27 protein-coding genes and 1 pseudogene are annotated in these 25888 nt (G+C 28.4%); 1 reads left to right on the forward strand and 27 read right to left on the reverse strand.

Features of this window, described 5'->3' with window-relative positions:
* Positions 1-9: 9 nt before the first annotated feature.
* The 27 genes and pseudogenes from KK2020170_RS00515 to KK2020170_RS00645 form a co-directional block, all read right to left on the reverse strand.
* On the reverse strand, positions 10-1125 hold the full coding sequence (locus KK2020170_RS00515; protein ID WP_221258870.1) for a glycosyltransferase: 1116 nt from the start codon (positions 1123-1125) through the stop codon (positions 10-12).
* A 1-nt stretch (position 1126) separates the two neighbouring features.
* Complete coding sequence (locus KK2020170_RS00520; RefSeq protein ID WP_221258871.1) at positions 1127-1678, reverse strand: serine O-acetyltransferase; 552 nt, start codon at positions 1676-1678, stop codon at positions 1127-1129.
* On the reverse strand, positions 1675-2820 hold the full coding sequence (locus KK2020170_RS00525; RefSeq protein ID WP_221258872.1) for a glycosyltransferase family 4 protein: 1146 nt from the start codon (positions 2818-2820) through the stop codon (positions 1675-1677). The genes KK2020170_RS00520 and KK2020170_RS00525 overlap by 4 nt, the downstream gene beginning before the upstream one ends.
* Positions 2820-3857: an exostosin domain-containing protein gene (locus tag KK2020170_RS00530; RefSeq protein WP_221258873.1), complete on the reverse strand. Its 1038-nt coding sequence runs from the start codon at positions 3855-3857 to the stop codon at positions 2820-2822. Before KK2020170_RS00530 ends, KK2020170_RS00525 begins: the two co-directional genes overlap by 1 nt.
* Position 3858: 1 nt before the next feature.
* On the reverse strand, positions 3859-5247 hold the full coding sequence (locus tag KK2020170_RS00535) for a hypothetical protein (protein WP_221258874.1): 1389 nt from the start codon (positions 5245-5247) through the stop codon (positions 3859-3861).
* A complete protein-coding gene (locus KK2020170_RS00540) occupies positions 5244-6020 on the reverse strand; it encodes an FkbM family methyltransferase (protein WP_221258875.1) in 777 nt (258 codons plus the stop codon). The genes KK2020170_RS00535 and KK2020170_RS00540 overlap by 4 nt, the downstream gene beginning before the upstream one ends.
* Positions 6010-6972, reverse strand: coding sequence for a hypothetical protein (locus KK2020170_RS00545; protein ID WP_221258876.1), 963 nt, complete (start codon positions 6970-6972; stop codon positions 6010-6012). The genes KK2020170_RS00540 and KK2020170_RS00545 overlap by 11 nt, the downstream gene beginning before the upstream one ends.
* Positions 6972-7661 (reverse strand): acylneuraminate cytidylyltransferase family protein, encoded by a 690-nt coding sequence (locus KK2020170_RS00550; RefSeq protein ID WP_221258877.1) that lies wholly within the window; start codon positions 7659-7661, stop codon positions 6972-6974. Before KK2020170_RS00550 ends, KK2020170_RS00545 begins: the two co-directional genes overlap by 1 nt.
* Positions 7661-8818, reverse strand: a complete 1158-nt coding sequence (neuC, locus tag KK2020170_RS00555; RefSeq protein WP_221258878.1) for a UDP-N-acetylglucosamine 2-epimerase — start codon at positions 8816-8818, stop codon at positions 7661-7663. The genes KK2020170_RS00550 and neuC overlap by 1 nt, the downstream gene beginning before the upstream one ends.
* Positions 8818-9828 carry an N-acetylneuraminate synthase family protein gene (locus KK2020170_RS00560; protein WP_221258879.1) on the reverse strand — a complete coding sequence of 337 codons (1011 nt, stop codon included), beginning with the start codon at positions 9826-9828 and terminating at the stop codon, positions 8818-8820. The genes neuC and KK2020170_RS00560 overlap by 1 nt, the downstream gene beginning before the upstream one ends.
* A 6-nt stretch (positions 9829-9834) precedes the next feature.
* On the reverse strand, positions 9835-10746 hold the full coding sequence (locus tag KK2020170_RS00565; RefSeq protein WP_221258880.1) for a PIG-L deacetylase family protein: 912 nt from the start codon (positions 10744-10746) through the stop codon (positions 9835-9837).
* The gene (locus tag KK2020170_RS00570) at positions 10743-11669 is read right to left on the reverse strand and encodes a sulfotransferase family protein (protein ID WP_221258881.1); all 927 of its coding nucleotides are present in this window, start codon (positions 11667-11669) and stop codon (positions 10743-10745) included. The genes KK2020170_RS00565 and KK2020170_RS00570 overlap by 4 nt, the downstream gene beginning before the upstream one ends.
* Positions 11662-11949 (reverse strand): annotated as a pseudogene (locus KK2020170_RS13235) (CatB-related O-acetyltransferase); the annotation flags it as partial. The gene KK2020170_RS00570 and the pseudogene KK2020170_RS13235, both read right to left, overlap by 8 nt.
* A 360-nt stretch (positions 11950-12309) precedes the next feature.
* The gene (locus tag KK2020170_RS00580; RefSeq protein ID WP_221258883.1) at positions 12310-13344 is read right to left on the reverse strand and encodes a glycosyltransferase family A protein; all 1035 of its coding nucleotides are present in this window, start codon (positions 13342-13344) and stop codon (positions 12310-12312) included.
* The gene (locus KK2020170_RS00585; protein ID WP_221258884.1) at positions 13328-14257 is read right to left on the reverse strand and encodes an NAD-dependent epimerase/dehydratase family protein; all 930 of its coding nucleotides are present in this window, start codon (positions 14255-14257) and stop codon (positions 13328-13330) included. The genes KK2020170_RS00580 and KK2020170_RS00585 overlap by 17 nt, the downstream gene beginning before the upstream one ends.
* 80 nt (positions 14258-14337) lie before the next feature.
* Positions 14338-15225: a glycosyltransferase family 2 protein gene (locus KK2020170_RS00590; protein ID WP_221258885.1), complete on the reverse strand. Its 888-nt coding sequence runs from the start codon at positions 15223-15225 to the stop codon at positions 14338-14340.
* The gene (locus KK2020170_RS00595) at positions 15210-15998 is read right to left on the reverse strand and encodes a glycosyltransferase family 2 protein (RefSeq protein ID WP_221258886.1); all 789 of its coding nucleotides are present in this window, start codon (positions 15996-15998) and stop codon (positions 15210-15212) included. The genes KK2020170_RS00590 and KK2020170_RS00595 overlap by 16 nt, the downstream gene beginning before the upstream one ends.
* Positions 15995-17221, reverse strand: coding sequence for a glycosyltransferase (locus KK2020170_RS00600; protein WP_221258887.1), 1227 nt, complete (start codon positions 17219-17221; stop codon positions 15995-15997). The genes KK2020170_RS00595 and KK2020170_RS00600 overlap by 4 nt, the downstream gene beginning before the upstream one ends.
* On the reverse strand, positions 17218-17967 hold the full coding sequence (locus KK2020170_RS00605; RefSeq protein ID WP_221258888.1) for a glycosyltransferase: 750 nt from the start codon (positions 17965-17967) through the stop codon (positions 17218-17220). The genes KK2020170_RS00600 and KK2020170_RS00605 overlap by 4 nt, the downstream gene beginning before the upstream one ends.
* A complete protein-coding gene (locus tag KK2020170_RS00610; RefSeq protein ID WP_221258889.1) occupies positions 17964-18899 on the reverse strand; it encodes a glycosyltransferase family 2 protein in 936 nt (311 codons plus the stop codon). The genes KK2020170_RS00605 and KK2020170_RS00610 overlap by 4 nt, the downstream gene beginning before the upstream one ends.
* Positions 18900-19790 carry a glycosyltransferase family 2 protein gene (locus KK2020170_RS00615; protein ID WP_221258890.1) on the reverse strand — a complete coding sequence of 297 codons (891 nt, stop codon included), beginning with the start codon at positions 19788-19790 and terminating at the stop codon, positions 18900-18902.
* Position 19791: 1 nt separating this feature from the next.
* Positions 19792-20439, reverse strand: coding sequence for an acetyltransferase (locus KK2020170_RS00620; RefSeq protein ID WP_221258891.1), 648 nt, complete (start codon positions 20437-20439; stop codon positions 19792-19794).
* Positions 20433-21509, reverse strand: coding sequence for a DegT/DnrJ/EryC1/StrS family aminotransferase (locus KK2020170_RS00625; RefSeq protein ID WP_221258892.1), 1077 nt, complete (start codon positions 21507-21509; stop codon positions 20433-20435). The genes KK2020170_RS00620 and KK2020170_RS00625 overlap by 7 nt, the downstream gene beginning before the upstream one ends.
* A 5-nt stretch (positions 21510-21514) precedes the next feature.
* A complete protein-coding gene (locus tag KK2020170_RS00630) occupies positions 21515-22141 on the reverse strand; it encodes a sulfotransferase (protein WP_221258893.1) in 627 nt (208 codons plus the stop codon).
* Positions 22131-22946, reverse strand: coding sequence for a sulfotransferase family protein (locus KK2020170_RS00635; protein ID WP_221258894.1), 816 nt, complete (start codon positions 22944-22946; stop codon positions 22131-22133). The genes KK2020170_RS00630 and KK2020170_RS00635 overlap by 11 nt, the downstream gene beginning before the upstream one ends.
* Positions 22936-24129, reverse strand: coding sequence for an ABC transporter ATP-binding protein (locus KK2020170_RS00640; RefSeq protein ID WP_221258895.1), 1194 nt, complete (start codon positions 24127-24129; stop codon positions 22936-22938). Before KK2020170_RS00640 ends, KK2020170_RS00635 begins: the two co-directional genes overlap by 11 nt.
* Positions 24129-24968, reverse strand: coding sequence for an ABC transporter permease (locus KK2020170_RS00645; RefSeq protein ID WP_221258896.1), 840 nt, complete (start codon positions 24966-24968; stop codon positions 24129-24131). Before KK2020170_RS00645 ends, KK2020170_RS00640 begins: the two co-directional genes overlap by 1 nt.
* Positions 24969-25138: 170 nt before the next feature.
* Between KK2020170_RS00645 and KK2020170_RS00650 the strand changes: the two genes are divergently transcribed.
* The gene (locus tag KK2020170_RS00650; protein WP_221258897.1) at positions 25139-25876 is read left to right on the forward strand and encodes a tyrosine-protein phosphatase; all 738 of its coding nucleotides are present in this window, start codon (positions 25139-25141) and stop codon (positions 25874-25876) included.
* Positions 25877-25888: the final 12 nt, after the last annotated feature.

Here is a 25888-nt window from a genome sequence, read left to right on the forward strand (position 1 = left end):
CGGCTTATGTCACTTTAATAATTTAGAAATTTCAGTTTCGAATTGATCCGTAGTAAATTTTCTTGACCAAGATTGTGCTTCATTAGACATTTTTGTAAACATTACAGAATCATTCATTATTGAAACAATGCTATTAACATCTTTTTCTATATCATTTGTAAGTAAAATTCCTCTTTTTCCATAATCAAGCATATAAGGAACACATGAAACAGAAGTAACAACTGGAACGCAACCCCAAAACATAGCTTCAGCTACCACTTTTGGCCAACCTTCACTTTTAGAAGGCAATAACAAAAAATGACTTTCTTGATAAGCTACTTCAACTTTATCTTTAGGCTGATTACCTTGTAAAAAAACTTTTCCTTTCAAATCATTCTCTGAACAAAATCTTTCGACTTCTTCTCGCATTTTTCCATCTCCAAAATAATCTAATTGCACATCAAAACCTTTTAAAATTAATTGTTTTATAATTTGGGTGACATATAAAGGTTGTTTTCCTTCAGATAACATCCCAACAAATAAAAATCGAATTCTTTTAGATAAATCTCTGGACTCTACTTCTTTATTATCACTCTCAGAATAGGTTGCCGTAAAAAAAGGTTTAATATTCTTGGTTTGATTCGGCCATTCTCCATAAACTAAAACCTGCATATTTTTAGTCAAAAAAGTATTACTTAAAATCCATTTTTGAATACGATAACTCCAAGGTTGTGAACTTTTGGGATCCCAATTTCCAGCGTATTTTGCTGTTTTAGTTTTTTTAGGATAAAATATTTGAGCGATACACGCTAATAATGCCATATTCCCTGGACATCTTAAATGTAAATGATCTGCGGAATGAACTGTTTTAAGAATAATAAAAAAATTGATTATAGAATAATAAATCGCTAAAGGAATATTAGTAATTGATTTAATATTAAACTCTTTTAATTCAATTGTATTTGAAATGGGAAAAGAAATTTCATCAATTAAAAGACCTTTATCTTCTCTCCAAATAGGGCAACAAAATTGTATTTCATCTGTATATTTTGCCCATATCTTCATTTCTTTTTGATATGGACCGTACATGTACTTTTTCCCATTTAGTACAACTATTGGCGCAGATGAAACTACAACTAACTTCATATTATAAATATCCTTTTGAACCTTTTTCTGAAACTTTAACTGCTGGAACACCCACCATAACAGCATTCTCTTCAACGTCTGTAGTAACTAATGAGCAAGCACCAATTACTGCATTATTTTGAATCAAAATTTTGCCTGCCAATACAGCATTGGCTCCTATATAAACATCATTTCCAATAACAGGAACGCCTCTTTTTTCACCTTGACCTGAAACACCAATAGTTACACCTTGAGAAATATTACAATTGTTCCCAATATTTGCTTTAGCATTTAAAATGATTCCTCCAAAATGTCCAATATAAAAAGAATGTCCAATAGTTACCGAAGCGGGAATACTAATCCCAGTTGTAATTTCAATAACCTTTTGCCATAATAACATTATTAATTGAAGCAATTGCTTTACAATAGGAAAACCCATTTTATAAACACTATGTGCTAATCGATATTGAGTAATAGCCCAAAATCCTTGTGTAAAAAATACTATGGTAAAAAAATTACCCCCATATTTTTTATACTTATTATAATCGGATTGAAGTAATTTTATAAAATTCATTTTACTATTTCGGTATAAAAATCGATATTTTGTTGGACAATAATTTCTGGGTTAAACTTTTCTAATACTGATTGTCGCCCTTTTTCCGCAATTGATTTTGCTTTTCCTTGATTATCAAAAACTTTTAAAATTTGTTCTGCAATATTTTTGGGCTCATAAGGATTGGCTAAATAACCATTATAACCATCTATAATAACTTCAGGTCCTGGGCCTAGAGCAGTAAATACGACTGGTTTTTCACACAACATAGCTTCTGGCGCCACTAATCCCAAAGTTTCCATATGGGAAGGAAATACACAAACCTCTGCTTTAGCATATACTTCAGGAATTTCATCATAAGAAACCGTTCCTTTAAAAATCACATCATGGTCAAAAGGCTGAATTTTAGGTAATTCAATATTTTTTAACATTTCTATATACGAACTCCCGTCAGGAAAAAACCAATCTCTACCATAAATATTTAATATCGCTTCGGGATATTTTTCTTTCACGAAAGGAAAAGCTTGAATTAATTGCCGTACTCCTTTTTTCTCGCAAACGGTACCTGCAAAAACAATACTATTCTTTTCATAAGAAACATTTTTTAAAGGAGTGAAATGTGTATTATTTACAGGATAAAATATAATTTGAGTTAATTTATTTAAACTTAAATATTTTGCTGTATGATCTTTAACATAGTTTGAAACTGCAATAAATGCATCTGCTTTTTTGAAGGAACGTTTTTCTTGAAAACCTTTCCATTTGTTAATTCCTCTATTTTCAGATTCGGCAAAAAAGTGATGACCACCATGCAATCGAATTACATATTTAATTGTTTTTATTTTTTTTATAAATGCTAATCCTAATTCAGCGGACTCTACAACATCAATAGGGTTTTCTAAATTTATCTCTTTAATTTTAGCATTAACAGCTTTTGCGTTTAAAAACCAAGTTAACCCTTTTTTATTGTTTTTTTTTAACCGAAAAATAGTTACTCCATTCTCTATCGAAGATTCATTTAAATTGGTATAATTAATACCTACAACACTAACTTTATGACCTGCTTCGACTAATTTTGGAGCAATAGTTTTTAAGAAAGTACCAACGCCGCCGTGTGGAAAACCTTCTTTTGGATATTCATTAGAAATAAAACAAATGTGCATTATAAAAACTGCTTTTGTAACTGAGTATGTAAAGAAACGAAATATCCTTCTTTTGTAAAATAATTTTCCCAGATTTTCCTATTATCCAATTGCAGTTGAATAAAATCCTCTTCTGCAATTGACTTGTAAAATTTGTTTATCTTGTCTTCAAAATCAGAAAAATCTTCTTTTACTACTATACAATGTTTATCCCATTTTATGGATTTTGAAAATGGTAAATCAAAATTTGTATCCACAATAACCGGAATTCTCCCAAGTGCTAACGTTTCATAAAAACGAACCGAAAAATTGCCTGCACCGCGCATGCAAAATGTAAAGGGATTTTCTTGAATGTTATTAAAAAACTCTATAGTAGTTTTGAAACGATCATTTTCCGAAACGCTGCCAGCTCTGTATTTTGCTCTATGAATAAAATTAGCTTGAATTGTTGTTAAACTTTCTATCTTTTTTAAAAAATAGAATCGTTTAACACTTGACGGATAAAAGGATTGAAAATCGGTTGCATCTTTACCTAGTAATCTTCGAAAGTTTACTTTTGTAAAAACTAAAAACTCTTTTACTACTTTTTTAAACCCTGCTGCCGAATGACCTACAAAACCTATGGAAGGTTTTTCGTTTTTATCTATAGTATAAAAATTCAAATTATATTTCTCAATGGGGTCTTCGAAAAAAGGCGACATAATAAACGTGTTTTTTGCCAGCTTATTTTTAAAACCACCTAATCGAATTGTAATTACCGATTCGTCATGAATTGTTTTTCCAGCATCGCCAGAAGTAAAAACCAATAACTTTTTATGATTTTTTTTTGCTACATCTAAAAACCTTTGATAATACTCTTTTTGTTGCGTTTGCCATAAATATTCTACACTTAAAGGTAACGCTATGAAATCGGCATCTTCAACTGAATCTGTAACATGATAGAAATTTTCTAAGTTGTAACTTTTTTTTAATAAATACTCTACTAAGGGAAAAACATAACCAAAATGAGGTGCTTCAGCAACTTTATTAAAATCGGTAAACAATTTTATTTTATTCATTTCAGTCATTTAATAGTTGTGCAATATTTTTTGATGCTTCATCAACTGGGTGAAGCACAATTTTTTGTAACCACAATTTTCTATCCTTTCCTTCAACTTGTTCGTTATTTATTACTTTTTCAAGCTCCATTTGAATTGATTCTTTTGAATGTAACCACCCAACAGCATCTAAACCTTCCATACTTCTAAAGTGCTGATAATTGTAAATTGTTTTTACCGACCAATTTTTATCTGTTACTGGATCATAATTATAATAAAAACAAGGCTTGTTGAACATGGCAAAATCATGAGCCATAGTAGAACCTAAATTTACAACTGCTTCACAATGAAATGCTAAATTTACTTGTAACAAAATATCTTCTTTTTTAGGAAAATAAACTCCCCAATTTTGAGTAGCATTTGGTACATTCCAAATAGGGTCAATTGGAACTATTATATCTTTATACTGATTAAGCACCTCATCATATCTTGTAGAAAAATCGACTGGACATCTGCGGAAAATAATTTGTGGCCTTATACTTGCTTCAATGTGAGAAACTGCTTCCGCTACATCTTGTAAATATTCTGGATCATAAGGCGATGTTTTTACATCGTCTCCACTGAAACAAATCCACTTGCGGCTTATATCTAAACCATATTGATTTGCGAAATCATTTCTATTAATAATTTTATCTTCTTGCGTATAAAACTCAAATTGTGGTGTTCCTGTAACTAAAACATTTTCCGAAGTAATTTCAGGATAAAACTGTTTCATTTCAACTTTCATATAATCAGACCAAACCACATATTTATCAGCTAAAATCGCCAATCTTCCTTTTGGTAAATTATCCCAAGAATAAATAGTTGAAATAATTGGAATATTAAGCTCTTTTGCAGCCAAACAAATAGGCATTAAAGAAGCCACCCGTTGATGCGTAATAAATATAGATTTTGGATCTAGCTGTTTTAATTGCTTTTTGTATTGTTCAATGACTTTCTTTGACCAATTTTTTTGACCAATTTTTTCTAATCTTAGAATATTTTGATAATTAGACGATGCTATTTTACCAAAAATCTGAGCAATTTTATTAAGTACTTTTAATTTAAAACCTTTTGGATAATAATTCCAATTTTTTAAAATACTGGGATTATTTACAGTTTTAGCATTAAAACACAAACGCGCAAAAGTTGCTGTTTCTCGAAATAATCGGGTTATAAAACTTTCTTTTTCGAAAGTTAGTTTTTGATATTTAAAATCAGCATCAATCTGGTAAAAAGCTTCTTTGGGTAAAGTACTTAAAATGAAAATTTCATTATTATTTAATTCAGCAATTAAATTAGAATAGAGATAATTGCGAATACCAACACCATCGGGAACTATAAAAAGGATTTTGTTCTTTTTATTTATCATTTTGCATAAATATCGCCAAAATTAGACATTTTTAGCTCTTTTCTTTCTAGTTTTTCCAAAAATTCATCTAATGTTAACCAGTTTTCGCTCATTTCCAATGTTTCGCCTTTTGAAAAATTAAACCATTGGTAACCCACTGATTTAAGTTGTCTCATACATGCAATCATTTCTTCTTGTAATTCAGGTATATTATATTCAAATGAAATAATTCCACTTTTATGCTTTAAACCTTTAAAAACTTCTAATTCAAAACCTTCTACATCTACTTTAATAAATTTTGGTTCACCGTATTTTTCGATTAACATTTCTAATGTTTTAATCTCAATTTCAACACTTTTACTCCAAACTGAAGATTTATGTCTTGTATTTTTTACCTTTTCAATATAATCACTCGAAAAAGTACTCAGTACACTACTATCTGCTTCATAAAAAGTTTTGATTTCATTTTTACTACCTAACCCAATATTTTCAATTTTAATATTAGGAAATTTTTCACTTAAGTAAGCTACACATTTTTTTTGAGGTTCTACAGCAACAATCGATGCTTGTAGCTTTTGAAAAATTTCGACTCTGTTCCCATAATTGGCACCAACATCAAAAACTAAGTCATTAGTCTGAATAAACTTAGCATAAAATTTTGTTCCTTCTTCCAGTAAGTTTTTATTAAGAGGTTCGCCTTTATCTTTATTTAACAATCCTTTAATTAAATTCCATAATCCAAAAATTATTAATATCTTTTTTATAGCTTTTTTAAGTCTCTTATTAACTTTCATTTATACCTATATTGTAAAATTCCTCATTATGTATATAGCTTGCATACTTTGAAAATGCACTATTGTACATTTCTTTGGTTCTTAACAAATATATTCTTTTCGCTTCAGAAATAACAAAAAAATCAACAAATGTCTTTAAGTTCTCATTATCAGATTCAGAATTTTTAACATCAATATGACTAGGATTACCTTCTAAAACCATTACATCTGAGTTACTTTTTATGTAATTCAAAAAAGTAATGCTATCGGAAAAGACAATTTTAGGCAAATCTCCTTTAATCCTCTCAATTTCATCTTTTAATACTACTAAAATTTCTTTTTTCCTTGCAATAGAAACGGTTCGAATAGTAGTATCTTGAAAGTCTCCTAAAAGACTAGTAAATCTAGAATGTATTGCTAAATATTCTGAAGGTAAATTGAGATTATCTAATTCCTTTTGTAATAAATTACTTTTTTTAAATAATTCTTGAAAAAGTGCGCTCCATTTTTTCTTTAAAACATCAGAATGTTTTTCTGTATAAATCGTATTCAAATAATCAATATTTGCATAAACAATAAACTTTTGCTTATTCGATTTTTGTATTGTCTTTATCCAATTAAAGGAAAAATTATCCATTAAGAATAGGAATTTGGTTTGAAATGGATTCCACTTTAAATCGGAATCAGTTGCTAACCAATTGTATTGATTTGGTTCTAAAAAAGTTTCTAAATGAAAAGGATGTTTAAAATAAATTTTAAAATTGGCATTAATTTCTTTAGAAATAGCATAAAATGAAACAATACCCTTAAGCCGATCTACTAAACCACCATGACCAAAATTACCATCAAAGACGATAATAATTTCTCTTTGTTTTGTTTTTTTAAAATCTAGGTATGGAAAATAAATTATAAAGAGTTTAATGTTCTTTATAAAATGTTTTAAAAGCTTAAAAGTTTTTTTAAAAAAAATCATCAAAGATTATATATAATTTTTTCTGCCAAGATCCAATCTTCCATTGTATCAAGATTAACGTTATTTTTAGGATTAGACTCGATATATCCAATTGAATTTTTAAACAAAACCCCTTCTTTAATTAAGTTAGTTTTGATAATATAGATTGATCCATCACGGTAATACGTTTTAGGTAACTCTTGCCTTCTAGGTATGATTTGAGTATCTCCTGTTGCAATTTTTAAATGCTCTTGATTATCTACTTCAAAAGTCCAATGCGGATTAAATTGATGAGGCACTTCTAAAACACTTATCAATGTATCTACGTTAGTAGTTTTAAATTTTTCAATTGCTTTATCGATTACGCCTTCTTCACGAAAAGGTGTAGTAGGTTGTAATATGCAAATAGCGTCAAAAAAAACTTCCTGATTTTCATAAAACTTTAAAGCATGCTGTAAAACCTCTATTGTTGGTGTTGTATCTAAAGCTAGATTTTGAGGCCTAATAAATGGAACTTCTAAACCAATTGTCTTACCAACTTGAGCAATCTCATCAGAATCAGTAGATAAAATTACTTGAGTTAAGAATTTACTAGCTAATGCTTTTTCGGCTGTAAATTGTAACAATGGTTTGTTTCCTAAAAGCTTAATGTTTTTTTTAGGAATACCTTTTGAACCTCCCCGAGCGGGAATTACAGCTAATATTTTCATTAATAGGTTATGGTTTTATGAAACTTTAAAGGTAATGTTACTAATAAATTTGCAATATTTTCTCCAGCATTACCACCGCCATAAATTTCAGAAATTTGAGCTTTACCCGTATCAAGATGCTTTTGTATTGCTTCTTTTATGTCTTCTTTATTATAATTAACATCTATAACGTTAAACCCTCTATCTCTTTTATTTTGCCTAGAACCGATATTAACAACCGGAACACCTAAATAAGCACATTCTCTAATACCAACACTCGAATTTCCAATTAAGCATTTAGAATTATTCAGTAATTTTAAGAAATCATCACCTTTCATATTCTTAAAAAAATGAACATGTTCCAATTTATTTTTTTCTCTAAATGCTCTAATTCCTGTTGAAGTTCCATCTGCACCAGCATCTACATTAGGCCAAAACCATAAAGTTGGTATTTTTAATTCCTCGATAGCATGTAATGTTTCTTCAATATGTTTACGTGAATTTTGATATTCATTGGTAACAGGATGTTGCATTACCACTAAATATCCACTTTCTAAATTGGGTTGTGCGCCTACTCCACCATATTTTTCATACGGATTAAAATCTAAAGAAGCTTTTTCAACTTCTTTTGCTAAATCGATTGAAGGACAACCCGTATTAAATACAAATTCCGTTTCTTCTCCTAATTTTATTACTCTTTCCAAAGCACTATCAGATGCTACAAAATGATAATCGGCTAATTTCGTAATGGCATGACGTACTTTTTCGTCGATATTACCGGTAACTTCTCCTCCTTGTATATGAGCCAATGGAATATTCATATAAGATGCAGCAATAGCTGTAGCCATAGTCTCAAATCTATCGGCTACAGTAACTACAATATCTGGTTTCAAATTATCGAAAACTGTAGATAATTCTAAAATTCCAATTCCAGTTGTTTTAGCAGCTGCAGTTAAATTTTCACCTTCTAAAACATTAAAAACTTTTGCTACAATTTCAAATCCGTCATTCTCAATATAGTTGACTGCAGAACCATAACGATCTAGTAAAGCCGAAGCAGCAATAATAAGTTGCAACTCTAATTTTGGGTGCTCTTTTATAGCTTGAATTGCAGTTTTTACTCTACTATATGAAGGCCGCGCAGTGATGACTACTGCTATTTTTCTTTTCTCACTCATTATGCTAAATCTTCTGCATTTAAAAAACTCCATTGTTTCATGGGTTTATTTATCTTTTTCCCTAAAACAGTTAAAAATTGGCTTGCTTCAATCCCATAACCTTTTGGTTTTTTAGCCTCTAAATCTTCAAAAGTTAATACGTGATTCACTTCTAAATCTTTATTGATTGCCAATGATTTTTCAAAAATACTTTTTAATTCTGAAAAGGCTTCGTTTGAAGCTTTATTAATAGGATTATTTAAAGCTATATTTATTTCATTAGAATATTTTACTAACGATGCAATTTCATCAATTGTTAACGATGATTTTGAATCTGGCCCAAATTGTCTTCTGTCAAAAACCGCATGAAACTCAATGATTTCGGCACCAACAGCTACAGCAGCAATACAGGTAGCAATGGAAGCCGAATGATCTGAAAAACCAACTCTTACATCATATCTTTCTTTTAACTCTCGAATTACATTTAAACCATATTGTTCTGGTTTTGTTGGATATGATGTTGTACACTGCAAAATTGAAAACTTTGCATTTCTTTCTTTCAAAAATGAAACGGTTTGATCTAATTCTTCCCAACTGCTCATTCCTGATGAGAGAATTATAGGTTTTCCCGTTCGAACAATTTTTTCAAGAATTAACCAATTATTAACTTCACCAGAACCAATTTTATATTGAGACACGCCTACTTCCTCTAACCAATCTACAGCTAAATTGCTAAATGGAGAACATAAAAATTCTACTTGGCAATCATCACATTTTTGCTTGATTAACTTCCACTGCTCCAAAGTAAAACTCATACGTTTCCAATAATCGAAACGAGTATTATCTTCTAAAGAAAACTTGACACGAAAAGGCTCAAATTCACTACTTTCTGCTTCGGGAATATGCATTTGAAACTTTACTGCATCTACACCAGCTTGAGCTAAAGCTTCTATAAAAGAAAATAAAATACCTAAGCTTCCTTCGTGTGCTTGACCTATTTCGGCAATGGTATATAGTGATTTTTGGTTCATAAACAATTACATTTTCTTTAATCTCTTAAAACTTTCTATACACGTTTCATGCCCTTTAAACAAAATATTCACATTTTCTTGCTTGTAAATATTTTGAAAATCAACATATGATTTGACGGGTATTTTGCAAAAAGTTTCTATATATCTTATCTCATTTGAAACTGGCAAAAAACGTGTTCTCCAAGCATCTAATCCAAGTGAAAGATGATCATATCGTTGCACTTGCATTTGAGAAGGATACATTTTGATTATTTTTTGCTTCATATCAATTAAATCTGTTATATCTTCATAAAAATTAGGCATCAAATCAGTATGTACACTGTATAAATAAACGGGTGTATTTACTAAACTTAAATTTTCAAAAACTTTTCCTGTTAAAAAAGAGCACAATCTATGTTTAGGTGGATTATCTAAAGGCCAAACTGTAAAAATAGCATCAAAATCTTCATTTATCCATGTTTCTAACTGTTTAATATGATGATTTTCTATTTGTAAAGAAACATTATCAATGGCTAGATTTTTAATTTTAGCTCCTAGAAATTTTCCAACTTCTTTAGCTTCTTTTGTTCTAATTTCAACTGAAGATTCTTGATTTGACATTTCTTTACCATCAGTAAGAAAAATAATTTGAACTTCAGCATTCAACTCTTTCAAACGCAACAGAACGCCTCCACAACCTATAACTTCATCATCTTGATGTGGTGCCAAAACTAAAACTTTTCTTAAGTTACTAAAATCTATTTTTTGTGGCACTAATATCTGTCTAAAATAATCTAATTGAAAAGCTTTTTCAATGAAATCAATATCTGTATTTTTAAAAACATTCTTTAAAATAAATTGATAGGCACCATCTTCATTTTGGGCTAAATACTTATATTTATAAATGGATTCTATTTTATTTAATATTCTCCTAATCATTCCCAACATTTAAGTGAAATTCCTAAAAAATCCTCTAACTCTTTATTGTAAGGCTTATAAAATTCTTTCAACTGTAACTTCTCATTTATATTTGAATCAATCTTTTCTCTCTTTGAAAAATGATAAAAGCCTGTAAATGTATTTTTGAGTTTTTTCCTTGTTGTTTTATCTTGAGTTGCTTTTGAAATAATTTTTGAAATAATTTTTTCCCATAAATCAAAAATATACCTAAAAGGTAAAATTGTGGCTATTTTTTTTCTTTCTAATAATTGTTCCTTATTAGAATGAATTAATTTAATTTGAAGCCCTTCTTCAACATTTACTTCAATAAATTCGCAAACACCTTTCATAACATTATCATAATTTTGAATAAGTTCCTCTAAAATTACAATTTTTACATTTTGCTTTGGAATATATTGATATAGGTGTTTAATACTTTGAACATAACACCCTCGGTGTTTGTAATTAAGATGTAAATTTTCCCAATGTGTAATTGCTTCTTGCTTTCTACTTAAAGCTTCCTTAAAACTTAAGGTTTCCCTACCTTTAGACAACTCATTAAAATATTGACTTTCTGCTCTAGTAACAGGATTTCTTAATACAATTATAAACTTAGTATCAGGTAAATATTCTTGCAATCTTTTATGTGATGGATACCACCAAAGTAAATCCGCATCTTTTTGCCCTGTAACTCCTTTTAAATTTTCGAACTTCAAATAATAATCTTCAATATTGTGAGTTAAATTCCAGTCTTGAATTTCATCATTGGAAATGGGTTCTTTTGAAAAAAGTGGAGTTTCTATAAAAAAATCATAATCAGATTGAGTCAGCATTCCTATTCCAGGATGTTGATTAAGTAAATCATATAAAGTTGTAGAACCTGATCTACGTTCACCTATAATTATAAAATTTGGGTTACTCATAGATTGAATTTAATTTTGATAAATCTTTTTGAAATAAATTTGAAATTTTAACAATTTCATCTTCCGATTTATTCCACCATTTTAATTCTTCTAGTTCCCTTATTATATTCTCGTTAAAACGTTTTTTTAATTCTTTAGCAGGAACACCACCTACAACGCTATAGGGAGCAACATCTTTAGTTACAATACTTCCTGCAGCAATAATTGCACCGTCTCCAATAGTAACTCCTCCTAAAATAACTGCGTTTTTACCTACCCAAACATCGTTTCCAATAATTGTCTTAGTACATGTTTTATATTTTGACATTTCTCCTTTTAACAACCTTTTATTTATATAAGTTGTCATATGATTAAAGGGGTGATTAAATGTATTGATTGCTGAATAAGGTCCAAATTGACAATATTTACCTATTTCAATTTCACCATGAATTAAATTATGTATTCCAAAAGTAGTCGCATAACCTACTTTTATTTTTCCATTAAAATTAGAAAAATTTGATACTGCATTTGCCCCTTCAAATTCAACATTTTTCAAACCTTTTACCCAACCAGAAACCTCTACTGTTCCGTTTTGAGCAAAACGCGTAAAACTTAAAATTCGAACAACTATTTTATACAAAAACTTATGCATACATTCAGCTTAATATTCTTTAGCTTCGGACTTCGAAAGTCCGAATCTTGTAAAAAGATAGGTTCTAAATTTAGAACTCTTATCTAATAAAAAAACAATTTGCTTTCCTATAAATAAACCCCAAGAAGAGATTGGTTTTATTAAAAATTCGTTTCCTGAAAAATTAGTTTTTATTTCTATATCTCTTTTAGGAAACTCATCGTACATCCATTCCTCAGTGTGGTTCCCCATATGATACGCAAAGTTTTCTTTTGTAGCAATTCTTAATAACCCTAATGCTTCATTTGGGAAATCAATAAATTTATTTTCAACACCACCTACTATTTTTATAAAAGCAGGTTCATTTGTGCCTTTGTCAAAAACTTGACGCTTTAAAGTTGCAACAAAATGACCACATCCCATAACAGCTTTTGCATTATTTTTTTTATTAGTTAAAACCAAATATTTATTCAGATGAATGTCTTTATAAATGGGCTTATCGTTTCCTAAACTTACATCAAAACGATGCATAGCTACGGAATCTTCAACATTTTCAAAATATAATTTTCCTTTAATTAGACTGTAAAACCAATTATTTGCAGTAAATTTTTTATAAACTTTACTTGCAGGTACAGGTGCAACCATTCCAGCTTCAGGAAAATTAATAAATGTCTGCTCTACTGCTTTTTGCCAACCATGTTTAAATAGAACATCAGCATCCGTAATAGTTATTAAAGGCTCTAAATTTCCTTTAGCAGCTGCTAAAATGGCATTGATTTTTCCTAAATTTTCTTTTGAATGGAAAACCTGATCAATTAATTCGCACTCATGATATTTGGCATCTATATATGCTTTTACATCTGGATGACAATTATTATTGTATATAGTAATTCTAGTTTTATCATGAGAGGTAACTATTAGTGAATCAATACACAACTTAAAAACTTCAAATAGATTAGCAAAATAGCCTTCAAAATTAGGTATATAAACTGGAACTATTACTCTATGATAGTTATCGAGGGTAAGTTCTTTATTTTCTTTTGCAGGATTAAGACCTATTCTCATAATGTGCAACTAACTTTTTTATTCCATCTTCTAAAGAAACCAACTCTCTTCCTAAAATTGTTTTCATTTTAGTTGTATCTGGACATCTTCTTGTCATATCTCCTTCTTCAAGCGCTGGTAAATTAATAATATCTGACTTTGAATTTGTGACACGAATTATTGTTTGAGCCAACTCTAAAATTGTTATCTCTTTATCACTACCAACATTAATAACGTCATTTACACAATTTTGACTTTTCATAACTTTTATACAAGTATCAATATTGTCTGTTACATAACAAAAAGAACGGGTTTGCAACCCATCTCCATACAAAGTTATAGGTTCGTTATTAAGAGCTAATTTAATAAATCGAGGCACTACAAAATCTTCACTTTGATTAGGACCATAGGTATTAAAAAATCTAAAAATAGTATATTCTAAACCATATTCTTGGTAATACGATTTAAAAAATGCTTCACCAACATTTTTTACGATAGCATAAGGCAATCTTGAATTAAGTGGTGTAGTTTTTTCATTTTGAGGGATTTCAAAAGGCTCTCCATATACTTCTGAAGAGCTTGAATAAAAGACTCTTTTAACTCCAGAATTTTTTGAAAGTGATAATATGTTTTTTATACCTTCAATATCATTCAAAACCATTATTGGATTCTCTAAAGTTCTTTTGACACCAACAACAGCAGCATAATGAAAGACAAAATCAAAATTATAACGACCAAAAATAGGCACTACATCATTATAATTATTAACATCTGCTTTTATAAATGTAACATTATTTTTTTGAGGAACTTTTTCTAAATTTCCAGTAGATAAATTATCAACAATTACAATATGATTATTTGAATCTTCTGCTAGCTTATTAGCTAAAGCACTTGCTACATTACCCGCACCGCCTGTAATTAATATTGTTGTCATATATACTTTTAAGGTTCTTTTCTTTTATATTTCAAATATAATAGTAATTATTAAATTGACCTTAAAATTTGACTTTTATATTATTTTAAAATTTTTGAAATTAAATGTTTTAGGTATACTACTTTTAACCACCAAAAATTATCAAATATTCTCATTTTTGAAATAACAAAAAGTGGGTTACGCTTTAATTGATTAATGAAATTTATACCTAAACGTTCATTTAATTGCTTATAGGTCGCCGTATTAATTTTATTTTCAAAATAAGCTTGATTTAAAACTAGTTTTAAATTTAGCGGTAATTCTATGTAAGCATTCTTATTTCCTGAAATATTGTTTTTATGTATTCTGTAATAAACTAAAGGTTCATCTAAATAATAGAAATTTGTTTCAAAAGAGCATCTTGTCCAAAATTCAACATCTTCACTTGCAGCATGGATTTTTTCATTAAAAAAACCTACTTTTTCAATTACCGTTTTACGAACAAATGACGTTGGCATCATAACCGTCCATCTCCCAATCATTTTCGCTTTTACATCGCCGTGTTTATCTTGAATATTGCGTAATCTTCCAATAATTTTATTTTGTAAAACATCCTTTTCATCAATAACTTCACAACAACCATGTACTAAACCAAAGTCTTCATTATTTTCTAAAATAGCCACCTGTTTTTCAAGTTTTGTTGGCAACCATATATCATCATCATCTACAAAGGCAAAATATTTTCCTTTCGCATTTTTTATGCCCAAATTTCTAGGTTTTGCTGGCCCTCCACTATTTTCGATTTTATAATACGTTACTTTTTCAAAATCTTCACAAACGTGTTGAGCTTCATCATTAGGTGAACCATCATCAATAACATGAACTTCAAAGTTTTGATAGGTTTGACTTGCAATGCTTTCTAGAGTCAACCTTAAAAAATGAGCTCGATTATATGTTGGAATAATTACTGATACTAACGGTTTCTCCATAAACTTTTAATTTTTTTAGAAATTCTGTTTAAAATACCGCTAATAGTTTCTTTTCTTAACCGATTAATTTCTTGTTCTAGTGAGAACATTTTTTTGTAATCGGTATAATGAACTCCTAAATTTTCTCTCCACAACCTTTCGTCTTCTTCTTGTTTCTTTTTAAGATGATTAGGATTATTACTTAGACCTCCCAAATCGAAAAGTGTAATTGGATATTTTATATGTTGCCAAGTAAACAAATTACTCACACAACATTTTAAGTAAAATGCCCTATCTGCACAGATTTGATAACTTTCATCAAAATATCCCATTTTATCAAAAACTGACTTGTGAAAAAAAGTACTTTGATGAGGTAATGATGATTTTACAAAATAATAAGGAGTAATCGTATCTGGGTAAATCTTTTCACCGTTTTCAAATTGATAATCTCCGTAAATGATGTCGCCTTTAAAATTGATATGATTGATACAGTCTTGTAAGGTGTTTTTTGAAGTAAAAACATCACCACTATTTAAAAAAAGGATATATTGACCCGTAGCCATTGCTATTCCCTTATTCATGGCATTGTAAATTCCATCATCTTTTTCACTTATCCATTTAGCTATTGAATCTTTATATGATTCAATAACCTCTACACTTCCATCTACAGAATTACCATCAATAACTATATATTCTACATCTGTGTATGTTTGCTCTACAACAGATTGTAAAGTCTTTTGTAAACCTTTTGAATTGTTATAATTTATTGTGATGATTGATATTGACAACTTCATTTTACTAATTTATTATACAGTTTAGTATATAAACTTGCTTGTTTTTCTTTTGAAAAATTTTCTTTTGCAAAGTTGGCAATAAAGTTAGAATCATAAAGCCCTTTAGATAAATAAAACTTTTCAATGGCATTTGCCAATGCACTCCCTGAAATTTCTTGCGCTAAAATTCCTGTTTTATTCTCAATGATAAAATCTTTCATTCCGCCGTGATTAAAGCTCACAACGGGTGTACCACAAGCAAAGGACTCTAACATTACATTTGGTAAATTATCTTCACGGCTTGGTAAAACAAATACGTTTGAAACTGTGTAAGCTTCAGCCATTTTTGAAGCGTCATGAATTTCACCTAAAGCTATTACCTTTTGATTTTTAATAGTTATATCGCCTTTACCTATTGTTAAAACTGTAAACGAAATATTTTCCAACTGTGCTACAGCTTCTAACATTACATCAAAGCCTTTTCTTTTATTTTTTAAAGAATCTGCGACAAAAAGCAATACAAATTCATCTGGTTTTATATCATATTTCAATCTTAATTCGCTTCTATTTTGCAATCGAAATTGATCAAAATCAATACAATTAGGTATAGTCTCTAAAATAATATCAGGATTTAAATTTTCATTTTTAACTTCTTGTAGCAACCAATTAGAAGGAGAAACAATTGCTTTTATATTATTATTTAAAACTTCTAACTTATATTTTTTTAATTCATTTTCTAAATCACCAATCCATTTTTTATTTCTTATTATATCATTCTTATAATGAAATATTCCTTGAATAGGGCTTAAATCATGCATTGTCCAAACTATAGGTTTTTTACATTTTTCAAAAAATGCTGGGTAATTTAAAATTCCACCCATCCAATGAAAATTTAATATATCTGCTTCTCTAACTAAAGGATGCTCTTCTAATTTAATCGAACAAAATGGTATGGTATAAATTTCATACTCCAAGTTCGACTTTACCTTTTCGATTTTCACTCTACTTTTACTCTCTTTAGACAAAGAAAAAAAAAGGTCCATTTTTTTAAAAATACGCTGTATAAAACTTAATCTTTTATAATCAAAAAAATTATCTTTTATATGATTATTGTTAAAATCAATAGTTAGGTTTTTACTCAAATATGCAGATTGTACACCATTTTTATTAAGCGCATAATGAAGTCTTAAAGCAGCAATTCCAGCTCCTCCTCTATTTGATGCCGTTATATGGAGTACTTTCATTTTCTAAAAATTTTCCTATATGCTTTTCTACCAAATTCTTTTGAATAGCGTTTAAAATAAGTAAATGGATATTTATAAAATACAAAATCTATCATTACTACATACAATTTACTTAAAAGGCTAAATAAAGTTTCCTCTTTTGTTTTAGCTTTCCAAGAATGTTCCCATAAATGAACGGCAAAAGTATCTTTTTTAATATAGTCTTTATAATCGTTATTCTTGTACTCATAAGGTAGTGGATAAAAAACATTAGGTTGAAATATTATTTCGTTTTCATCTAAATTATCTTGAGTAATTAAATATTTAAAAGTATGCGTTATGACCGGTGGTGACCAAGCATTAAAATATGTATTTTCATAAAAGTCTAACATTTTCTCTAAAAAATGATTCTTAGGAATTGCTCCATAAAAACCATAAGCTACTCTTCCTTCTACTTCTTCTCCTGTAAAAAATTTATAACTAAGTAATTCATCTATTGATTTAACTAATAACATATCGGTGTCTAAATATATACCACCTTGTTCATAGAGTATTTTTGTTCTTATGAAATCTGAAGCAAATGCATATTTTTTTTTGCGAAGTGCATTTTTAAAAAAAGAATTGGTAATGTGTTTTGTGTTTTTTTCATTCCATTCAATAATTTCAAAATCAGGACAAAATTTTTTCCATGATAAGAAACATTGTTCAAAAACTTTTGATTTAGGATTTGGGCCAAACCAACAATAATGTAGTTTTTTTGGAATCATATTTTTATTTTTCTTTTTAACCTTTTAAATAATAAATTATTGACTCTAAAAAACATAGCTGATTTAAAAAAAAATGGTAAATCGTTACAATAATATTTAGTTTTTAAATAATTTTTATCAATTCTTATAAACTGTTCCCATATATCAATTAGCCACTTATATTTTTTTGAATATGTAAATCTTATATTTAACAATTGATGAATTTGTTTAACAACCCTTACATTCTCTAAAAAACGATTAAATGTTTGCAAAGATTTTGTTGCCGTTGCAGAAGAACTATGCATCCGGATATGATTAAAATATTTTGCAATAAATGTTACTTTACCTTGTTTAAAAATTTGTGCCCAAAACCACCAATCTCCACAATATCTAAATTCAATTGGAATTTCAATATTCTTTAAAATATCTTTTCTTATTATCGCTGATGAAACATTAATAACTGGACATTTATACCTACCATAGTTTAATAAAAGCTTTTCTCCACTTTCAACATAAGACTTTTGCCAATAAGTTAAACTTAAACTATCCCACCAATTATTAGGAATTGTTTTTTCATAAAATTCAAAATAACTATTACAATGGGCAACTACAATACTTGTATCTTTTTCAATTGCATTTACTAATTCAAATAATAAATTTTCATTTGCCCAATCATCACTTTCTGCAATCCAAATAAATTCACCTTTTGCTAATTCAAAACCTTTTTTCCACATTCCAAAAGGAGAACCGCTATTAATATCATTTAAAATTAAATGACTTACCTTACTATTTTTGCTGTAATTCTTCAAAACCTCAACACTTCCATCTAAACTTCTATCGTCCATTAGAATTATTTCGAAATCCTGAAAAGTTTGATTAAAAATACTCTTTAATCTATCATTTAAATACTTTTCATGATTATAATTGGGTACTATTATACTAACTCTTGGCAATTACTTTATGGTTTTTATTTTTTTCTTAATCTTAATGAATATATAATGCAATTTTTGTTTATAGTTTTCAAACAAAGTCTGTAGATTACAATCTTCTTTAACCAATTGCTCAAATTTATCATATGACATCAATTGCTTTTCAAAAATTACTTTATTTACTTCTTTATTATTAGAATATGACAAATAATTTATAAAAAATAAGTTAGAAATTTTAGCCATTTTTAACTTTGATTTTGTTGAATGAACACCTACACCGTAACGATATACTGCCATATTTTCTTCTATATGATGCAATTTTCCATGTTCTGCTAACAACAAATAAATAAAAAAATCTCCAAAAGGACTTCTAAAAAACTCTTCAGGAAATTCTTTAAGAATGTTTTTGAATACAACACTTGGAGTATGTATATAATTTCCAAAGCTGGCTAAATCTATTAAAGTTTGATGTTTTTTTGGAACTTTAGTAATAAAATCATCTACTAATTCACCATTTGGTTTCAGTATTTTTATTTTATGAAAACAAAGCACATATTCAGTATTACTTTCCAAAAAATTGACTTGTTTTTGAAGTTTATAAGGGTCATTCCAAAAATCATCCCCATCACAAATTGCAATGTATTTACCATTTGCTTGATTTAATGCAAAAATAAAATTTGGCATCATACCAATATTAGCTTCATGTTTTTTATATGAAATTTCAATATTGGTTTCATTAGAAATTATTAGCTCACTAACAATTTTATCTGTCTTATCAGGAGAACAATCATTAGCTATAATTAATTCGATGGAAAAATCAGCCTTTTGTAATAAAACTCCTTCTATAGCCTCTTTGATAAATTTTTCATGACCATAGGTTATCATTACTACACTGACCATTGGTATCACTTTCATATTAAAAATTTATTAAGGGTAGTTCCTTTATAATTTTAGCTGGAACTCCAACTACTAAACTGTTACTAGGAACTTCTTTGGTAACTACCGAACCTGCTCCAACAATTACATTGTTCCCAATGGTTATTTTTGGTAAAATTGTTGCATTAGTTCCAATATTTGAATAACTCCCAATTTTGCAATTTCCAGAAACATGAACACCTGGTGACATCTCAACAAAATCACCAATAGTAGAATCGTGACCAATAGTACAATTTAAATTTATCAATACACCTTTCCCTAAATGAATATCGTTTGTGATAACCGTTCCTGTCATTACATTGCTTCCATTTTCAATTTCATTTCCAAAATGACCAATATTTGCTTTTGGACTAATTGTTGAAGTAAACACACCTCCTATATCCGAGAATTTGTCGAACATTTTTTTTCTTAAAACAGGTCCTCCAATTCCTAGAGTAAATCGACTATCTACATTTTGAAAGTATTTTTTAACTTCTTCTGTATTTCTTAAAATATCAAAACGCTTATAAAGCTGTTCCGGTAAATTTTCAGAAACGTCATCATAAAAAACAACGTTTTCTATATCATTTAATTGATACAAAACTTCTAAAACTTCTTTAGCGAATCCTTTTGCTCCTACTATTAACATACTACATTATTAATTATGTTTGTAATGATATTAAGATCTTCTTCTTTATATTCTGCTGATAAAGGCAAACATAAAATTCTAGAGGCAATACTTTCTGAAATTGGCATTTTTGGTCCTGCAACATAATTTAATTTATTTAATGATGGATAAAAATAGCGTCTAGGAAAAATATCTTTCTCCTTTAATTTATCCATTACTTCTAAAAGTGCATTTTCCGATTCTAAAACAATTGGATAGTAACTAAAATTCCAATTGGTTCCTTCTCTAAGTTTTAATGTTTGAATTTTATCAAGATTTAGATTTTCATTGTAAAAACCAACAGTTTTTTCTCTTCCATTTAAAATTTCTTCCATAAAAGGTAAAACAGATAAACCCATTGCTGCTTGTAATTCAGATATTTTGGCATTGATTCCTAAACCATGAAAATCTAATGGACCATTATGACCAAAATTATGACTGTAAAAGATTTTATGTTGTAATTCTTTATCATTTGTAAAAACTGCTCCACCTTCACCTGTATGAAATACTTTTGTAGCATGAAAACTACAAGTGCTTACATCGCCGTACTCAAAAATACTTTTCCCGTTGTAGGTTACCCCAAAACAATGTGCTGCATCATAGATAACTTTTAAGTTATACTTTTGAGCTAAAGCATAAATTGCTTCTACATGACAAGGATTTCCGAATACGTGTGTCGCTAATATTGCCGAGGTTTTATCTGTAATTGCTGCTTCAATTTTAGTTTCGTCAATGGTTAAATATTCTGGATGAATATCAACAAAAATAGGAGTACAATTTTCCCACATAATAGAAGAAGTTGTGGCAACATAACTAAAAGGTGTTGTGATTATTTCTCCTCCATTTGCTAGTAGCTTTAATGCAATTTGTAATGGAATTGTTCCGTTATTAGTTATTAGAATATTATCTAAATTTAAATACTTTTTAATCTTTTCCTCTAGTTCTAATAACAATTCACCACGATTTGTTAGCCATTGATTTTGCCAAATACGTTCTAACAGTTTTTGGTAAACTTCTATAGGAGGAAAAAAAGTTTTAGTTACGTTAATCATTTAAACTATGTTTTATTTTCATGAGGAAAACCATTGTATAAAGCTTTAATTCCAAGAAAATTTGACAATTTTTGTACCGCATTTTCATCGGAAACATTTATTTCAAGAAAATTAGATTTATTTTTAAAATAATTTCTTACTGAATCATTATAATCTTCATTAAGTTTTATTAATCTATCTTTATCATAAGGATTTTCATAATCGCCATAACGCTCTTTCATTGCTTTCCAAATCCATCCGTTTTGTATATAATTTCCGTTTTGTAAATCTTCTTTTGTTGGTAATTCTCCATTCTTCCCAAATAATTTTCCATGAAATTTAGATATTGAATTATACCATTGTTCTGGTGTATCTCGAACACTTAATATAAATTTACTATTTGGAAACACATGGTCTAATACAACATATAAATAAGGCATTGAAAAAGGTATATCTTGGAAAACTTCATACTTTTTGCAATATTGAATAATTGGTTTCCAATTTCTATTTATATAATCATCAAGCAATAATTCTGCTTCTCTTTGATTGGCAACATTATAATCATGATCTTTAAAAAACTTTTCTAAAGATGTTGTTCCTGTCTTATTATTACCAATACAAAAAATTTTTAGTGTTTGTTTCTTAAATATCATTCCAAGTAATTTTCTTACCAAGTAATTCAGATAATTTTAAATTTGATTCTTTAAAATACTCTTTTAACTTTTGTTTTGTTTCTTCACTAATTTTTTCAACATATTCTCTTTCATGCAAGTTTCTTATAGTAAAATCAAATGGTTCAACTCCTAAAAACTCAATTGTTTTTTTTAATTCTTCATTAGGTTTAGACTTCAAATCTGTAGAAAACAAAACCAATATATTGTCTTTTTTTATGCTTTCATAAAGCCTGTTTATTTGTTTTTCGTATAGTCCTCTTCTCAAAAAAGATGGTTCATCTGAAGTGTTTTCAATACTTCTTTCCATTTCTATAGCTTCTTCAAATGATGGAAAATCATCCTTACTCTTAAAAAGTAAATCATAAATTTCTTCTCCTCTGTAATGTTTTAATAATTCCTCACCTTCATTTTTAACATACATATCCCTAAACATATTCCATGCTGAAAAAGCTCTTTCAACTGGTTCTCGCAATAAAATTATAAGTTTTATATTTGGATTAAGTTTTACAATTTCTTTACCAAAATTTTGTTGATACATATAATTTGGAGTTGATTCAAAGTACTTTTTTTGTTGAAATCTATTTCCCAAAAAATTTCTTTTATAATTTTTTAAAGAATCTCTCTCATGAATTTTTCTATCGAAATAATGCAATTCTTTAACCTTAGAACCTTGTAATTGAGGATGCTGATTTAATAAACTATGTAAAGTTGTTGTACCCCCTTTTTGAACCCCAACAATTATAAAATCTGGGAAATGAGATTTTAATAAAAATTTATTTAACATAATTTGTTTCAGTTTTTAATTTAAAAGGCGACCAAATTTCGCAACTATCATTTACAGTAAACTCAGCTATTGTATTTATTCTTAATACTGGATTTATATTTTCACTTTCCGAGACATTTAAATTTAAACTATATCTACCTTTAGAAAATTGAAGTTGCTTATATGTAATTTTAACTTTGAAAAATTGATTAACTTCAATAAAGTCATCATTTAAATCAGCTGTAATAACCCCAATTCCTCTTTGTTCTTTATCGAATATACTAAGATTTACAAATGGTATTTTATGTAATGCTTTATTCTTAAATTCTAATTCTATTATCATATCTTCTAACCAATTAAAATGATCTGATTCTGTATTTTTAATATTTATTAATTTACAAGAAATAAATTCTATTCTCTTGTCGTCAAAAACAACATTAAATGAAGAATTAGAAAATTTTTTATAATATAGATTTATACCTTTTGAAACTTCACTTCCTTGGTATTCTACTTTACCATGATCCATTAAAATAATTTCATTACAAATACGTGACACCATAGGCATATTATGCGATACAAATATTACGGCTGTATTTGGCAAAATAGTATCTATTTGTTTGAAACATTTTAAAATAAAACCTAAATCTCCAACAGCCAAAACCTCATCTACAATTAAAACATCGGGTTCCATTTGCGCAGCAACAGCAAAACCTAAACGCACTTTCATACCCGAACTATAATTTTGAACAGGCATATCAATAAATTCTTCAATCTCTGCAAAATCAATAATATCTTGCAATTTTGCATCGATTTCATTTTTTGTAAAACCAATTATTGCCGCATTATTATATATATTTTCTCTTCCTGATAAAATAGGATTAAATCCAGCTCCAAGTTCTATTAAAGCACCTACTTTACCATACATGGTAATGCTACCTTCATCTGGAGCAATTAATCCGTTTAGTATTTTTAACAATGTACTTTTACCCGCTCCGTTATGACCTATTAATCCTAAACATTCTCCTCTTCTTACTTCAAAACTAATATTTTGTACTGCCCAAAATTCGTCTTTTCGTAAACCTTTATTTTGCTTTTTTCGAAATACACTACTAAAAACATCTACTAGCCCGTAATAAAGACTCTTTTTAAAATCTTTAGCAAACTTTTTTGAAACGTTCTCTGCTTTAATTAATACTTCTCCCATTATGCACTCATCCTTTCTGTTATTATCGGCATCGAAACTCTATATACTATAATTGCCATAAAAAATGTAAACACAGCAAATATTAACAATACAAACCAAAATCCAATATTTTCAATTGGATGACCTGTTAAGGCATTTCTTAAATCATTAATCCAATAACTAAAAGGGTTTAATCGCATTATATCATTCATTAATCCACTTTTAGGCGTCATATATACTACAGGTGTTGCATACATAGCAAACTGAAAAAAAATTGGTATAATTCTACTAACATCATTATACAATATTCCTATGGGAGCCAATAAAATTCCAATACTAACAAAGATTATTAATGACAATAATAATAATGGTAAAAACCACAACAATGAGGTCGTTATACTAACTTTATAAAAAAGTAAAAATAAAACTACTATAACTATTTTTATTAGAAAATTTAAGCCGAATTTTAATATTCCTAAAGTGATTAATCCTTCTTTATCGAAATTAATTTTTGTAATGATTGATTTATTTGAATTAATATTATTTATAGGCAATAAAATACATTCACTAATCAAACTCCATAAAGTAGTACCAACAATCACATATAAAGGATATGGAACTGCCGTTTCGGTAATTCTAACTGTACCTGTGGCTTGTAATGTTATCCAAACAATTGAATTTACCAAAACTGGAATAATTACCCAAAACAACCCTAATAATGATTGACGGTGCTGTGCGCTAATATCTCTCTTTGCAAGTTGTCTAGCCAAATAAAATGAATTTTTATAACCTAGAAAACCTGATTTTAAAATTGTTCCTAAACTATAACTATTTGCACTTGTATAAAAGCGTTTTTCCATTTAAAAATTTTATTCGAATAATATTTTCAAATGTAAACTTTTTTTAATGGATAGTCAAACAATATCGCTATTAGAGGCAACTTCTTTTAAATCTTAAATTAAACAAAATCATCTTATTGACATTATCCCGAAAAAACTCTAAAAACAATATATTTGCAAAAAATATATTTATGTTTTCATTTCTTAAAACAAAATCTAAGCTAAAAGAATTAATACCTAGTAATTATATAGATATTCATTCGCACTTATTACCTGGCATAGATGATGGTGCAAAAACGATTGATGATTCTAAATATATTTTAGAATCTATGTTAGGCTTTGGTTTTAATCAAATAATAACAACACCGCATACCATTAAAACAGTTTGGAACAACAGTAAAGAAGGTATTGAAAGTACTTACGAAAAAACTAAAAATGAACTTAAAGAGCTAACGTCTAAAGTTCAATTAAGAGCTGCATCTGAATATATGATGGATGAGAATTTTGTTGCTCTATTCAAATCGGAAAAACTACTTACTTTAAAAGAAAATTATGTTTTGGTTGAAATGTCGTATTTGAATCCGCCAATTCAATTATTAGATATTTTATTTGAACTTCAATTAGAAGGCTACAAACCCGTTTTAGCGCATCCTGAACGTTATAATTTTTATCATTCAAAACCAAAAGAGTTTGATAAACTTAAAAAAGCAGGTTGTTTGTTTCAAATGAATTTACTTTCAAGTGTAGGCTATTACGGCAAAGAAGTTTCAGCTGCAGCCGATAAATTATTGGCTAATGAAATGATTGATTTTGTAGGTTCAGACATTCATCATGCCCAACATATTGAAGCTTTTCAGCATAAAATTATAATTAAAAATCAAAATGAATTTGAGAAAGCTATACAAAACAATACGTTTTTCTCAATTTAATTATTTCGATAG

Origin of the sequence: Flavobacterium okayamense, from assembly GCF_019702945.1 — a bacterium.
GTDB lineage: Bacteria > Bacteroidota > Bacteroidia > Flavobacteriales > Flavobacteriaceae > Flavobacterium > Flavobacterium okayamense.